The organism is Mycobacterium sp. Dal123C01, assembly GCF_052566995.1.
On sequence record NZ_CP199580.1, the window covers coordinates 2,312,111 to 2,327,276 of the forward strand.

The 15,166-nt window shown below is 64.6% G+C and carries 12 protein-coding genes; 5 read left to right on the forward strand and 7 right to left on the reverse strand.

From position 1 onward, the window contains the following. Positions 1 to 7: 7 nt before the first annotated feature. Both pstC and pstA read left to right on the forward strand, forming a co-directional pair. Positions 8 to 997 (forward strand): phosphate ABC transporter permease subunit PstC, encoded by a 990-nt coding sequence (gene pstC, locus ACTXG5_RS11165; RefSeq protein WP_445164362.1) that lies wholly within the window; start codon positions 8 to 10, stop codon positions 995 to 997. Continuing rightward, on the forward strand, positions 994 to 1,896 hold the full coding sequence (pstA, locus tag ACTXG5_RS11170) for a phosphate ABC transporter permease PstA (protein ID WP_445163713.1): 903 nt from the start codon (positions 994 to 996) through the stop codon (positions 1,894 to 1,896). Before pstC ends, pstA begins: the two co-directional genes overlap by 4 nt. A 19-nt stretch (positions 1,897 to 1,915) precedes the next feature. On the opposite strand, the gene ku is transcribed toward pstA, so the two are convergent. The 6 genes from ku to ACTXG5_RS11200 form a co-directional block, all read right to left on the reverse strand. Next, complete coding sequence (ku, locus tag ACTXG5_RS11175; RefSeq protein WP_445164363.1) at positions 1,916 to 2,827, reverse strand: non-homologous end joining protein Ku; 912 nt, start codon at positions 2,825 to 2,827, stop codon at positions 1,916 to 1,918. 95 nt (positions 2,828 to 2,922) lie between these two features. Continuing rightward, entirely contained in the window at positions 2,923 to 3,993 is a 1,071-nt protein-coding gene (locus ACTXG5_RS11180; protein WP_445163714.1) for a GGDEF domain-containing protein, read from the reverse strand. Positions 3,994 to 4,120: 127 nt separating this feature from the next. Further along, the gene (locus ACTXG5_RS11185; RefSeq protein ID WP_445163715.1) at positions 4,121 to 5,047 is read right to left on the reverse strand and encodes a carbohydrate kinase family protein; all 927 of its coding nucleotides are present in this window, start codon (positions 5,045 to 5,047) and stop codon (positions 4,121 to 4,123) included. After that, positions 5,044 to 6,456, reverse strand: coding sequence for a mannitol dehydrogenase family protein (locus tag ACTXG5_RS11190; RefSeq protein ID WP_445163716.1), 1,413 nt, complete (start codon positions 6,454 to 6,456; stop codon positions 5,044 to 5,046). The genes ACTXG5_RS11185 and ACTXG5_RS11190 overlap by 4 nt, the downstream gene beginning before the upstream one ends. Before the next feature lie 121 nt (positions 6,457 to 6,577). After that, complete coding sequence (locus ACTXG5_RS11195; RefSeq protein WP_445163717.1) at positions 6,578 to 7,435, reverse strand: HAD family hydrolase; 858 nt, start codon at positions 7,433 to 7,435, stop codon at positions 6,578 to 6,580. Beyond that, complete coding sequence (locus tag ACTXG5_RS11200) at positions 7,432 to 8,955, reverse strand: mannitol dehydrogenase family protein (RefSeq protein ID WP_445163718.1); 1,524 nt, start codon at positions 8,953 to 8,955, stop codon at positions 7,432 to 7,434. The genes ACTXG5_RS11195 and ACTXG5_RS11200 overlap by 4 nt, the downstream gene beginning before the upstream one ends. A 129-nt stretch (positions 8,956 to 9,084) precedes the next feature. On the opposite strand from ACTXG5_RS11200, the gene ACTXG5_RS11205 reads away from it, so the two are divergent. Further along, a complete protein-coding gene (locus ACTXG5_RS11205) occupies positions 9,085 to 11,337 on the forward strand; it encodes an ATP-dependent DNA ligase (protein WP_445163719.1) in 2,253 nt (750 codons plus the stop codon). After that, positions 11,334 to 13,283: a fumarylacetoacetate hydrolase family protein gene (locus ACTXG5_RS11210; RefSeq protein WP_445163720.1), complete on the forward strand. Its 1,950-nt coding sequence runs from the start codon at positions 11,334 to 11,336 to the stop codon at positions 13,281 to 13,283. Before ACTXG5_RS11205 ends, ACTXG5_RS11210 begins: the two co-directional genes overlap by 4 nt. Positions 13,284 to 13,357: 74 nt before the next feature. Here ACTXG5_RS11210 and ACTXG5_RS11215 read toward each other — a convergent pair whose 3' ends face one another. Continuing rightward, positions 13,358 to 14,272, reverse strand: a complete 915-nt coding sequence (locus ACTXG5_RS11215) for an SAM-dependent methyltransferase (protein WP_445163721.1) — start codon at positions 14,270 to 14,272, stop codon at positions 13,358 to 13,360. A gap of 83 nt (positions 14,273 to 14,355) precedes the next feature. Here ACTXG5_RS11215 and ACTXG5_RS11220 point away from each other — a divergent pair, with 83 nt between their 5' ends. Then, positions 14,356 to 15,156, forward strand: coding sequence for an enoyl-CoA hydratase/isomerase family protein (locus ACTXG5_RS11220; protein ID WP_445164364.1), 801 nt, complete (start codon positions 14,356 to 14,358; stop codon positions 15,154 to 15,156). Positions 15,157 to 15,166 lie beyond the last annotated feature (10 nt).

The window sequence follows — 15,166 nt, forward strand, 5'->3', positions numbered from 1 at the left end:
GTTAGTGGTGGCCGAAGGACTACGTGTCAATCCGCCCGGGACAAAGCCTGTCCTGACTGCGGTGAACCCACGTGCGGTGCAGCGGGGCGATCGACTATTCAAGTCGGTCGCCGCCGCCGCCGGATGGACGATCGTGCTCGCGATCGTGCTGATTGCGACATTCCTGTTGATTCGCGCTATCCCGTCGCTGCGGGTGAACCACGCGAACTTCTTCACCAGCACCGAATTCGATACCAGCGATGCCGAGAAGTTGGCTTTCGGTATCCACGACCTGCTGATGGTCACGGTGCTGAGTTCGATCAGCGCGCTGGTGTTGGCCGTTCCGGTCGCGGTCGGGATCGCGGTGTTCCTCACCCAATATGCGCCGGCGCGACTGGCCCGCCCGTTCGCTGCGATGGTTGACCTCCTGGCCGCGGTGCCGTCGATCATCTTCGGGCTGTGGGGGATCTTCGTGCTGGCGCCGAAACTCGAGCCGTTGGCCGAGTTGCTTAATCGAAACCTGGGCTGGGTCTTTCTGTTCAAGCACGGCAACGTGTCCCTGGCGGGCGGCGGCACCATCTTCACTGCCGGGATCGTGCTGTCGGTGATGATCCTGCCGATCATCACCTCGGTAGCGCGAGAAGCGTTCCGCCAGACCCCGCGTATCCAGATGGAAGCCGCCCAGGCGCTCGGCGCCACGCGCTGGGAGGTGGTGCGAATGACCGTGCTGCCCTACGGCCGTAGCGGTGTCGTCGCGGCATCGATGTTGGGCTTGGGCCGCGCGCTTGGCGAAACCGTTGCGGTGCTGATCATCTTGCGCGCGGCCGCCCGCCCGGGCAATTGGTCGCTGTTCGACGGCGGTTATACGTTTGCCTCGAAGATCGCCTCGGCGGCATCCGAATTCAGCGAGCCGCTGCCGACCGGGGCCTACATTTCGGCGGGATTCGCGCTGTTCGTAGTGACGTTCGTGGTCAACGCGGCGGCCCGCGCGATCGCCGGCGGGAAGGTCAACGCATGAGCATCGAGACACTCCGCCTGCCACTCAAAGCCACGGTATCGCAGCCGCTCAGCATGCGGCGGAGGATCAAAAACCACGTCGCGACAATCCTTTTCATTGCCTCGTTCGGTGTCGCGCTGATACCGCTGGTCTGGCTGCTCTGGGTGGTGATCGCGCGGGGCGGGTATGCCGCCACCCGGTTGGGTTGGTGGACGCACTCGTTGCGCGGGGTGCTGCCCGAGGAGTTCGCCGGCGGCGTCTACCACGCGCTGTACGGGACGATGGTGCAGGCCGGGGTGGCCACCGTGCTGGCCGTGCCGCTGGGCTTGATGACGGCGGTGTTCCTGGTGGAATACGGTTCCGGGCGGCTGGCGCGGGTGACGACCTTCATGGTCGACGTGCTCGCCGGGGTTCCCTCGATCGTGGCGGCGCTGTTCATCTTCAGTCTGTGGATCGCCACCTTGGGATTCCAGCAGAGTGCTTTGGCCGTATCGCTGGCGCTGGTGCTGCTGATGTTGCCGGTGGTGGTGCGGTCCACCGAGGAGATGCTGCGGTTGGTACCCGACGAACTGCGGGAAGCCAGTTACGCGTTGGGCGTTGCCAAATGGAAAACGATTGTGCGGATCGTCTTTCCGATCGCGATGCCGGGCATCATATCCGGCGTGCTGTTGTCCGTCGCGCGCGTGATCGGTGAAACCGCGCCGGTGCTGATCCTGGTCGGGTACAGCCGCTCCATCAACCTCGACATCTTCCACGGCAACATGGCCTCGCTGCCCTTGCTGATCTACACCGAACTCACCAATCCAGAGCATGCCGGATTTCTGCGTGTTTGGGGTGCGGCGCTGACGCTGATCATCATCGTGGCCGCGATCAACCTGATAGCTGCCGCATTTCGTCTCCTGGCAACCCTGCGACGCTGACGGGACGAGCCGCGCGCGATCAGGAGCGTGATGCCGCTTTCGCGGGAGACTTCTTGGCCGGCGCCTTCTTGGCAGCAGTCTTTTTGGCGGGTGCCTTTTTGGCGGTCGTTTTCTTCGCTGGTGTCTTGGCGTTGCCGTCGCCGGAGCGGGCTTTCACGCTGGCCTCCAGCTTGGCCAGCAAATCGGAGACGTCTTCGGTCTCGTCTAGTTCTTTGGGCTTTTCCTCCGTGGTAAAGGCTTCTCCGCCTTCAAGTTTGGCTTGGACCAGCTCATGCAGCTGCTCCTGGTAGCTGTCGTGGTAGCGGTCCGGGTTGAATTCCTCGGCCATTGAGTCCACCACCTGGCCGGCCATCTTCAGTTCCGCTGGCTTGATCTCGACTTTCTTGTCCAGCACCGGAAAGTCGGGATCGCGGATTTCGTCAGGCCACAGCAAGGTGTGTATCACCATCACGTCGCGTTTACCAAAGTCCTTCACGCGCAACGCCGCTAGGCGGGTCTTGTTACGCAGGGTGAAATGAACGATCGCCATCCGGTCGGTCTCTGCGAGCGTTTTAGCGAGCAGCACATACGATTTCGACGACTTGGAATCAGGCTCCAAGAAGTAACTGCGGTCGAACAACATCGGGTCGACCTCACTGGCCGGGACGAACTCCAGCACTTCGATTTCACGGGTGCGTTCTTCGGGCAAGGTGGAGATGTCGTCGTCGGTGATCACCACCGTTTGGCCGTCGTCGGACTCATAGGCGCGGGCGATGTCCCGGTATTCGACGACCTCGCCATCGACTTCACACACGCGCTGGTAGCGGATGCGACCGTTGTCCTTGGCGTGCACTTGATGAAACTTGATGTCGTGGTCCTCGGTGGCGCTGTACACCTTGACCGGCACGTTGACCAGCCCGAACGCGATCGAGCCCTTCCAGATGGAACGCATAGAGCCAGTATGCCCATACCGCTGGTCACAAAACAGCACGGCAGGACCACGACCTGGGATTGTTCGGTCCGCATGCCTTCCGCCGACGCCGATGCTCACACGAGCGGAGGAACCACCCCGGAGTGGCAAACCTGGTTGCCTCCGGCGCGTTTGGCCTGATACATGGCAGCGTCTGAAGTCTCGATCAGATCGTCGATGAGTTGCATAACAGGGGTGACCGGGCGCCCACTGAGCGGGACGCTGGAGGTACCGATACTGGCAGTGATCTCAAAGGGGATCGCCGCTATCGCGTCGCAAAGTCGTTCGGCCATCTCCGCGGGGTTGGGTGTGGTGTCGATATCGGCGACCACGAATTCCTCTCCACCCGACCGGCCGATTACGGCGGTGGGGTGGCAGTTCCCGCGAAGCGCCGCGGCGACAGCGACCAACGCCTGATCGCCCGTGGCATGGCCATACACATCATTGAGTTGCTTGAAGTCGTCGAGATCGATCATCGTGATCACCAGATATGAGCCTGGCGTGCTGCGATGAAGCATGATCAGTTCGTAGGCCGAGTTGTAGAAGGAGCGCCGGTTGTGCAGGCCGGTTAGTGAATCGCGGTCGGAGCTTCGCAGATCGGTTCGCAGCGTATGTACCAGCGATCGCATACCAAGTGGCACACCGACATTGAGTCCCGCGATGACGATCAGTGAACCGGCGGTGAGGGCAACGTGTCCGGTGGTCGCGATAAGTCGCCAGGACAGGATCGCTACGCACACTGTGGCCACGGCGGAGTTGGCAAGCAGGTAGGGGGCACTGTGGAAGTAGGCGATGTAACCGCCGAGAATCGCGAAAGTCGAGCATGCCATCAATCCCACGTAGGGGTCGGACAGCATTATGAGCGCTGCCGCGACGCCTACCATCGCACCGAGTAACGACAGACTCGACTGGCGACGTGTCGGCCAGCGCTTCAACCGCAGGATCGCTCCGGTGACTCCCAGTGCCGACAACACGATTGTCACCGCCCGCGCCGCCGGATGGACTGGTGCGGCCGGGGTCCAGAGCATGATGACTGGTTGAACCGCAAATGCTGCGATGAAGACGAATGTGATCCTGCGCCACGTTGTCAGAAGGCCATGACTGTCCAGGTAGGCAGTGACCCAGTCGAACTGGTCTGACTCTTTCACCACGGAACGCCCTCATCCTCTCGTGGTGTCCGCCGGCCCACCAACGCCATTACTCAGGGCCAATGTAGCGTTCCCGCCGACATTGCCCGCGCCGGTTTCGATTCCGGGGCGTGATGGCGCTGCCAGCCTAGGTGCAACGACCAGTGGGAGTGGTGGATTGGTCGTTCAGGGCGGCGCGGTCGGGCAGATAGGCGCCGGATCGAGCCACGGTCAGCGCCGACGACAGGCTCGCCGCTTCGATCGACGCCGTCAGCGCGTCCACCGCGATCCCACGCAACTCGGTGCGCCGGTCGGCGCCCAACAAGCCCGATCCCCATAGCGCGTCGATCAGACCGGCCATGAAGGAGTCACCGGCGCCAACAGTGTCGACCACGCGTAGTGCGCGTGTTGGCACCCGTGCGACCCCTGCTGCGCAGAAAGCCACCGCGCCCCGGTCCGCCATCGTCACCGCCACGATGGCGGGACCCAACCTCAGCCACGTTTGCGCGATCTGCTCGGGCGGGCGAGCGGGGTCGATCCAGCGCAGGTCTTCCTCGCTGACTTTCACGATGTCGCTGCGTTCGATGAGGTGCTCGATGCGTGCGACGGCCAGTGCCCGGTCGGCGATCAGCGTCGGCCGCACGTTGGGGTCGAAGGTGACCGTAGCCGAGACGCGATAGGTATCGATCAAGGCCGCGACCGCCAGACAGCCTGGATCCTGCACAGCGGCAATCGATCCGGTATGGATGAAAAGCGGCGGCGCGACCGGCGGCGTTCCGGAAAGCCGCCAGTCCAGATCGAACGCGTAGTCGGCCGATCCGTCTGCCGCGATCGTGGTCCGCGCAGTTGCCGTGCGCTCCGCACTCCGGCTCTCTAAAAGTAGTTGCACCCCAGCAGATTCGACGTATTCGGTGATGCGCCGGCCATACGCGTCGTCGGCGATGTAGGTCAAGAAGTCGACGTCGCGGCCCAGCCGGCCGAGTCCGACGGCGACATTGAGTGGACTGCCACCGACATGCTCGTCGCTCTCGACGATATCGATCAGCGACTCGCCGATCACCAGCCCGCGGGTCATTGCGCCAATGCTTCCAAGGTCGCCCGAGCTCCTTTGTGGTGCAACGAATTCAGCGCCCAGCTGTATGCCTGGACGAAGCGTGGCTGATGGGCCAAATCCCCGAACACCGCGGCGAGCTCGATGAACGCGGTGGGATTCTCGTACTGTGAGCGGGCGATCGGGATGAGCGAATCCGCCAGCTGATCCACCACCTCGTGCGGCTCACCCCATTCGTCGGTGCCCTCGGCGTAGCGGGCCCAGCTTGCCACCGTCGCTGCCGCCAGCCGCACCGAGCCATCGCTGGCCAGGTTGTCGTTGATTACCGGCAGCAGCCATTTCGGGATGCGATCCGACGAGTAGGCGCACAGCCGCGCAACGGTGTCGCGTACGCCCGGGTTGGAGAACCGCTCGATCAGCGTGCGGCTGTAGTCATGTAGGTCGATCCCGGGCACGGGTGGCAGCGTCGGGATGGCCTCGGATTCGAAATAGGCGAGCAAGAAGTCGGCGAACACGGGGTCATTCGCGGCTTCGTGGACGAACTCGAAGCCGCACAGAGAGGCGAAGTAGGCCAGGCACTGATGCCCCGCGTTGAGCAGCCGCAGCTTCATCAATTCATACGGGGCGACGTCGTCGACCAGCAGCACACCTGCCTGCTCCAAGGGCGGCCTACCATCGGCGAACTTGTCTTCGAGGACCCAGGCAGTGAATGGCTCGGCCACCACCGGCCATCGGTCGTTGACACCGAAGTCGCGCCGCACCTCCGCGGCCATCTGCAGTGTCGTGGCCGGGGTGATCCGGTCGACCATCGAACTCGGGAACTCGACGTGTGCGCCCACCCACTCGGCGAGTTCGGGGTCTCGGCTTTCGGCATTCGCGAGGACGGCCCGCCCCGCGATCTCACCGTTGTTCTCGATGTTGTCGCACGACACAATCGTCGGTGCGGCGATCCCGCGGCGGCGACGCCTGTCCAGGGCCTCGGTGATCAGCGCGAATGCGGGCCCGTCGGCGTCGCGATAACCGCCCTCGGTGATGGTCAGCGAAATGATGCGGGTGGACGGCGCGGCCAGCACTTCCAACGCCGACTCCGGATCGTCGGGAGCGTAGCGATAGTCGATGATCGAGCCGATCACGTGGGCGTCCCGGCTGCCGTCTGGCTTTTCCAGAATCAGCGTGTAGAGCCCGTCCTGATCGGTCAGGACATCGCGCATTGTCCAGTCGCCGGGCATCACGCCGACGCCGCAAATGCCCCACTCGTGCGCCAAGCCCTGGCGCAGCAACCGGTCGATGTACATCGCCTGATGGGCTCGGTGAAAGTGACCGGTTCCGATATGGGCGATACCGACGCCGATGCTGCGGCGGTCATAGTTCGGTGCCTCGATCGGCAGCTTGGAGAGCGAGGCGTTGTTCAGATCGATTGCGCTAGCCACCATTGGCCAACTCCTCCCCGGACCACAGCCCGGATCGTCACCGGGCTCGCAGCTCCTCTCAACGGTACGACGGTCGTTGGGATGCAAGCCCAACCCAATGACCGGTCCCGGACCAATCGCAGCCCTACGTCAGCGGGGAACCTCCGGCCGGCACGGCCGACGACAGCAGGACATCAGCAAGGGCACGCCACGAATCGGTGATCGCGACTGCGCCGGCATCAATCAATTCTGCACGGCGGCAATCTCGTTCGTCGGGCTGCAGGAACAGCAGGTTACCGACGGTGGCGTAGCCGGCTGCGACAGCAGAGCAAACGCCGGCCACCGAATCTTCCACGGCCAGCCCTTGGTGAGCCTCGACGCCCAACGCCTGGCCGGCGTGCAGATACACCGCCGGGTCCGGTTTGCTGGTCGGCACTGGAAGCGAATCTTCAGCGCTGAAGGTCACTGCCGCCGATATCAGCGAGTCGAGGCCGGTGGCGGCGAAGCAGGCAAGCAGACGCTTGGTGGCGCTGGAGCTGACCGCCGCGAGCGCGTAGTGCGTCGCGAGGTCGCGCAATGGTTCCAGCACCTGCGGATCGGGTGTCAGGGTGACGGCCAGATGCGCGGTGACCCGTTCGCGCTCTTGGAGCACCCATTTCTCGAGTTCGTCGGCTGACAATGCGGTGCCGCTCGCCAGGTCGCCGGAGGAGGCGACACGCGCTCCGGGATGGCCCTGGGCCAACGTCTGATCGAGCGGCACTTCGCACTGCACCGCCAGGTCGAGCGCCGTCGTACGGAAGTTTTTCCCGACGGCCCGCTTGCGCAACTCCTCGGAGCTGAGCGGAGCGCTCACGCCGAACCTGGCCAGGAAGCGGTTCGTCACCTCGGTCGATGCGTCGAACGCCGGCCGCTCCGAGCCAAACAGGTTGTCGTCGGCGTCCAAGAGCAAGGTCGTGATCGGCGCCGGGTCGAATTCGCGGACAAAGGTCAGGCCCTCGGTCATCGCGCCACCAACTCCCGTTCGTCGTTGCGCATCGCGTCCCGCAGCGTGGGCACCACACCGCGCGCGTCGATATCTGCAATCATCTCGCCCAGGCGCTCCGCAAAGCCGGGCACCGCGCGCACCTGGGCGAACATCTCATGCCCCAGCAGCGGGTCGGGGTTACTGCTCGCCATGTTGGCCAACTTAACCACCGGAATTGCCTGCGAGTCCTCGAGGCTGATCTTGCGCCCCTCGAGATCGTGCCCGCGCATGTAACGGGCCCACCCGGCGACAGCCAACATCAGCAGCGTGTGCGGCCTGCCCTGCGCGATCGCCTCCTCCAACGAGGGCAGCACGAACGACGCGATTTTGCTCGTTCCCCGCCGAGCCAGCCGCGACAATTGGTCGCTCATCCGCGGATTGCTGAGCCGATCGAGCAAGGTGCCCCGGTACTCGGGCGTGTTCATCCCGGGGACGGCGGGCAACAGGGGCTGAATCTCGTCGCCCACGAGCTTCTCGACGTAATCGAAAATCACGCGGTCTCGCATCGCCTCGTCGGTGCGCTGGTAACCGGCCAGCGTGGCCAAACATCCGAGCGCGATATGGGATCCGTTGAGCAGACGGGTCTTGATCAGCTTGTGGTCGCCGACGTCGGCAACGAATTCTGCACCGACCAGGTCGAGCGGCGGACGCCAATTGCAGAACGAATCCTCGATCACCCACTGGCTATACGGCTCGGTGACTACCGGAAATTTGTCGGCGACGCCGAATGTCTGCTCGACGAATTTGCGCTCCGACTTCGAGGTTTGCGGGGTGATGCGATCGACCATCGTCGACGGAAATGCGACATACGTGTCGATCCAGCGGGCAAGTCCCGGGTCCTTCAATGCGGCGAACGACACCAGCGCGGTCCGCGCCGGCTGGGTGTCGCCGGGAATGTTGTCGCAGCAGAGCACGGTGAACGGCGCGACGCCCGCGCGGCGACGCCGATCGAGAGCTTCGGCCAGATATCCCCACGCGGTCGCGTAGCCGTCGTAGGCGACCAGGTCGGCGCGCACGTCTGGATGGTCGGCGTCGAACTCGTCGGTGACTGGATTGAGGAAGTATCCGTTGTTGGTGATCGTCAGGCTGACAACGCGGGTTTGAGGGTCTGCCAGGGCGGCGCGGACCGCTGCGCCGTCATTCGGTGCGTAGTGAACGGAGCCGATCGAGCCGACCACGCGGGCGGTTTGGCGGTCGTGGCCGCGCTGCACCACGGTGTACAGCCCATCTTGCGCCGAGAGCAGGTCTTTGGCGTTGGAGGAGTTGAGACTCACGCCGGTCACCCCCCACCGATCTGAAATGCCCGAGCGGGCCAAGTCGTCGAAGTAGACGGCCTGATGTGCGCGGTGGAAGTTGCCCGCGCCGATGTGAACGACACCGCGCTGAAGGGCCGACCTGTCGTAGGTCGGTACGTCTACTCGTTGCGAATGCAGCCGTAATGTCGCGTCGGTCAGGGGGACGCCGCTTTTTGGACGCCAAGGGGGAATGACATCAAACATTGTCTATCTGTGCCCGACGTGATCGCCGGTCTAACGCATCCGTGGGTCATGTCACACATAAAGAGATCGTCAAGGGCGATAGTCGGTGGTCAAAGCAGTTAACAAGGCTGAAACGCGTAGGTTGACACCATGGCACCACGGGTGAGGCTGACCAACCCCGACAAGGTGCTCTACCCTGTGACCGGCACCACTAAGTCCGACATCTTCGACTATTACACCGGTATCGCCGAGGTGATGGTCCCGCACATCGCCGGGCGTGCGGCCACCCGTAAGCGCTGGCCGAATGGCGTTGAACAGTCTTCGTTTTTCGAAAAGCAGCTGGCTTCCTCAGCTCCCGATTGGTTGCCCCGCGCCAGTGTCCCGCACCGGTCCGGGACGACGACGTATCCGATCATCGACAGCTCAGACGGACTGGCCTGGATCGCGCAACAGGCGGCGCTGGAGGTACACGTGCCGCAGTGGCGCTTCGTCGCCGAGTGGACCCGGAAAGGTGAGGAACTCAAACCCGGTCCGGCAACACGATTGGTGTTCGACCTGGATCCTGGCGAAGGCGTGACCATGGCGCAGCTCGCCAAGGTCGCACGCGCCGTTCGGGACCTGATCGCCGATATCGGTCTGACCACGTTTCCGCTCACCAGCGGCAGCAAGGGCCTGCACCTCTATAGCCCGCTGGACAAGCCGGTGAGTAGCCAAGGTGCGGTGGCGTTGGCCAAACGCGTTGCACAGCAACTGGAAACGTCGATGCCCAAGCTGGTCACCGCCACCATGACCAAGAGCCTGCGGGCGGGCAAGGTGTTCGTGGACTGGAGCCAGAACAGCGGGTCGAAGACCACGATCGCGCCGTACTCGCTTCGTGGACGGGAATATCCAACGGTCGCCGCACCGCGCAGCTGGGAGGAGCTCGACGACAAGAAGCTCCGCCAGCTGCGCTACGACGAAGTACTGAAGCGGGTCCAGCGCGACGGAGACCTGCTGGCGCCGTTGGACGCCGACGTGACGACTCCCGATCGGCTGACGAAATATCGCGGCATGCGCGACGCGTCGAAAACACCGGAGCCGGTACCCAGCTCCAAACCGGTTGTTGGCCAGGGCAATACCTTCGTCATTCAGGAGCACCACGCCCGACGGCTGCACTACGACTTTCGGCTGGAAAAAGACGGTGTGCTGGTGTCGTGGGCTGTTCCGAAGAACTTGCCCGAAACCACCGCGGTCAATCACCTGGCGGTGCACACCGAGGACCATCCGCTGGAATACGGCGGCTTCGAGGGCAACATCCCCAAAGGCGAATACGGTGCCGGCAAGGTGGTCATCTGGGATGCCGGCACCTACGAGGCCGAGAAGTTCAATGACGACGAAGTCATCGTCAACCTGCGCGGTACCCGAATCTCGGGGCGCTACGCGCTGATTCAGACCAAGGGCGATCAGTGGCTAGCGCATCGGATGAAGGACCAGAAGATTTTCGAGTTCGACGAGCTCGCCCCGATGCTCTCGTCGGAGGGTTCGGTGGCGGCGCTGAAGGCGAGTCAGTGGGCGTTCGAGGGAAAGTGGGACGGCTACCGGCTGCTGGTCGACGCCGACCACGGTGCGGTGCGGCTGCGGTCGCGCAGCGGGCGTGACGTCACCGGCGAGTATCCTCAATTGCGTTCACTTGCAGCAGAACTCACTGAACATCACGTGGTGCTCGACGGCGAGGTCGTTGCTTTGACTGCTTCCGGGGTACCGAGCTTCAACGAGATGCAGAACCGCAGTCGCGCCACCCGCGTTGAGTTCTGGGCCTTCGATCTGCTCTACCTGGACGGGCGCTCGCTGCTGCGGGCCCGTTATCAAGATCGGCGCAAGCTGCTCGAAACGTTGGCCGCAGCTGGCAATCTCGCCGTTCCCGAACTGCTGACCGGTGACGGCGCGCAAGCGCTGGACGACTCCGGCAAGCACGGCTGGGAGGGTGTGATCGCCAAGCGCCGCGACTCCACCTACCAGCCGGGCCGGCGGTCGGCGTCGTGGCTCAAGGACAAGCATTGGAATACCCAGGAAATCGTGATCGGCGGCTGGAAGGCCGGCGAAGGCGGGCGCACCAGTGGCATCGGCGCACTGCTCATGGGCATCCCGGGCGACGCCGGACTGCATTTCGCCGGACGGGTCGGTACCGGCTTCACCGAACGCGACCTGGCCAACCTCAAGAAGACGCTCGCGCCGCTGCGCACCGACCACAGTCCCTTCGACGCCCCGCTGCCCACCCGCGATGCCAAGGGTGTGACATTCGTCGAGCCGGTTCTGGTCGGGGAGGTGCGCTACAGCGAATGGACCCCGGATAACCGCCTGCGCCAATCGAGTTGGCGTGGGCTGCGGAACGACAAGAAACCAAGTGAGGTGGTGCGCGAATGAAATGGGTGACATACCGAGGCTCGGATTTAGGCGATGGCGAACGTGCCGGAGTGCTCTCCGATGACACCATCTACGCGGCGCCGCGAGGCGTGACGCTGCTGGACCTGATCGGCCGCGGTGCCGACGGGCTGCGGCAAGCCGGCGACGAGGCACTCGCCTCCCCGTCGGCCACCGTCCGTCTGGACGACGCGACGTTGCTGGCGCCCCTTCCGCGACCGCCGTCGATCCGGGATTCGCTGTGCTTCCTGGACCACATGCGTAATTGCCAGGCCGCCGTGGGTGCCGGACGCGTGCTCAGCGATACCTGGTACCGCATCCCGGCCTTCTACTTCGCTTGCCCTGCAACCGTCCTGGGGCCCTATGAGGATGCGCCGATGGCACCCGGAAGCGCTTGGCAGGACTTCGAATTGGAGATCGCCGCGGTCATCGGAACCCGAGGTAAAGACCTGACGATAGAGCAGGCAGAACAGGCGATCATCGGCTACACGATCTTCAACGACTGGTCGGCGCGTGACCTGCGGCAAATGGAGACCCAACTGGCGATCGGGCAGGGCAAGGGCAAAGACAGCGGAGTCACGCTGGGCCCTTACCTGGTGACACCCGATGAGCTCGAGCCGTATCGCCGTGACGGCAAGCTCGACCTGCAGGTCACGGCCCTGGTCAACGACAAGGTGATCGGGTCGGGGTCGACCGCCCAGATGGATTGGAGCTTCGGCGAAGTCATCTCCTACGTCTCGCGCGGTGTGGCGCTCACACCCGGCGACGTCATCGGCTCCGGCACGGTGCCCACCTGCACACTGGTCGAGCACCTCAGCCTTGCGGCGCTGGAGTCGTTTCCCGGGTGGCTGCGCGATGGTGACGTCGTCACGCTGCGGGTGCAGGGTCTGGGGGAGACCCGACAAACCGTCCGCGCGAGCAGCGCGCCGCACCGGCTGGCGCCCCGCCCCAATCCGGAGGCCGCACCGGCGCCGGGCCGGGTCAATCGGGCGCCCGCACGAGTGCCCTACACCCGCGGGCTGCATGAGGTCGGCGACCGGGTGTGGGCGTGGACGTTGCCGGACGGGGGCTATGGCTGGAGCAACGCCGGACTGGTCAGCGGCGACGGGGCCGCACTGCTGGTCGACACCCTGTTCGACCTGGCGTTGACCCGCGAAATGCTGACCGCGATGAAGCCGATCACCGATAGCGCGCCGATTACCGACGCGTTGATCACCCACTCCAATGGCGACCACACCCACGGCAACCAACTGCTCGACGCGTCGGTGCGAATCATCGCCGCGCAGGGCACGGCTGATGAGATCGCGCACGGGATGGCACCCGAGATGCTGGCCATGGTGCAGACCGCCAATCTCGGTCCGGTCGCGACGCCGTACACGCGAGACCGGTTCGGGCACTTCGACTTCAGCGGCATCCAGGTGCGCAACGCCGACCAGACGTTCGACCGCGACCTTACGATCGAGGTCGGCGGCCGGCGGATCGATCTGCTGAACCTGGGTCCCGCGCACACCGCCGCGGACTCCGTGGTGCACGTGCCCGACGCCGGGGTGTTGTTCGGCGGCGATCTCCTCTTCATCGGCTGCACCCCGATCGTGTGGGCGGGCCCGATCGCCAACTGGGTTGCGGCTTGCGATGCGATGATCGCGCTGGACGCGCCGACGGTGGTGCCCGGGCACGGTCCGGTTACCGATCCGGACGGGATCCGCGCGGTCCGTGGCTATCTCGTGCACGTTGCCGAGCAAGCCAAGGCCGCCTTTGACAAGGGGCTGTCGTGGTCGGAGGCCGCGGACACCATCGACCTCGGCGAGTACGCCACCTGGCTGGACGCCGAGCGGGTGGTAGTCAACGTCTACCAGCGCTATCGCGAACTCGACGCGGACACACCGCAATTGGAGACGATGGCCCTGCTGGTCATGCAGGCCGAGTGGTTGGCCAAACGCTCTTCCTAGCCGCGAAACTGTAACTAGCAACGTGTTTCCCGAGAGAAGCCGTCGTTAGCTACAGTTTCGCGGCGTAAAGCGGATTACAGGACGGCGGTGACAAAGCCGATGGTCGCCGACGGGCCCCACTGGTCGGCCTTCTGTAGTTCCGGCAACCCGGCGGCCGTGAAGAGTTCAGCGAGCCGGAACCTGAGCACACTCCACCCGCGGGCCTGCAGGTGTGCGGCGACATCGGTGTGCTCACCGGGGTAAGCCAAATCGGCGATGTCCAACTCCAATCCGTGCCGTCGCCAGCCATCGGTCATCTGCTGCGCTTGTTCCTGCGATTCCGTCGAGGTTCCGGTGACCGATCCGTGGTCGGCGGCCAGGCGGCTGCCGGGGGCGCTCAGCGAAATGATGTTGTCCAGCAGCCGAATCTCGGCCTCCGGCGGCAGGAAGCCAATCAGCACCCCCTCGGCGAGCCAGGCCGTGGGCCGGGCGGGATCGAAGCCGGCGGCTCGCAGCGCGGCCGGCCAATCCTCGCGAAGGTCGATGCCGACGGTGCGGTGCTCGGTGGTGGGTGTCGCGCCGATCTTCGACAACGTCGAGGTCTTGAACTCGATCACCTCCGGCTGGTCGATCTCGTACACCGTCGTCCCCGCTGGCCAGGAAAGCCGATAGGCGCGGCTGTCCAGCCCAGCCGCAACGATCACGACCTGCCGGATGCCGCCGTCGGTGACTTGCGCGAAGTAGTCGTCGTAAAAGCGGGCGCGGGCGGCGAAAGTGTCGGTAATCCGGGGAAATGCGACCCCGGCGTCGTCAGCGTCGAGATCGAGTTCGCCGGACGCCAACCGGTTGAATGCTTCGATCCCGACGGCCCGTACCAGCGGCTCGGCGAACGGGTCGTCGATGACCGGCTGCGGACGTTTGGTCGCGGCTGCCCGGGCGGCAGCGACCATCGTGGCGGTCGCCCCGACGCTATTGGCCAGGTCCCAGGTGTCGCCTTCGCTTCGTGCCATGTTTCTCCTTCGATGTTGCGTCGAAACCACGGTATGCCTCGTCGGTAAAAACCCACGTCCCCTACGGTTTCGGTATGCCTGCAGTGGAATTGGAAACTCTCGAGGACAACATCGCCTGTATCACCCTGAACCGGCCGGAGCGCTTGAACGCGATCGACGGGGCGCTGATCGACGGCGTGGACGCGGCCCTGGACGTGCTAGGCGGCGGCCAATACCGGGTTGCGATCATCACCGGCGCGGGACGCGGATTCTGCGCCGGCGCCGATCTGAGTGGGACCGGCCAGGCCTGGACCCGGCCGGCCAGCCCGGCCACCCCGCCGTTCAAGATCAACTACGACGCTCAGGTTCGGCTGGCCAACCTCTACACCCGGATCTACGAACTGGACATTCCGGTGATCGCGGCGGTGAACGGCGTCGCTGTCGGAGGCGGCCTGGCGTTCACGCTGGTGAGCGACATCCGGGTGGCGTCCGAGCAGGCCCGGTTCGGTTCGGTGTTCATCAAGGCCGGCTTCTCGTCCATGGACATGGGCACCAGCTACCTGCTGCCGAAAATCGTCGGCGCCGGGGTAGCGCGCGAGCTGATGCTGACCGGACGCATCATCGACGCGGCCGAGGCCTATCGCATCAAGCTGGTGCACGAAGTGGTCGCGGCGGATGACCTGATGCCGGCGGCGCTCAAGCTGGCCCGCTCGATCGCCGCGAACAACGCTTACGGCGTGTGGCAGACCAAGATTGGCCTCAACGCGGCGCTGGACGCGCCGAGTTTGCGCCATGCCATCGAGATCGAGAACCGCACCCAGATCCTTAGCGGTTTCACCAATAACCCGGTCGAGGCGGCCACGGCGCACATGGAGAAGCGGGCTCCGAAGTGGGATCCGCTGTGAGGCCCGGCTA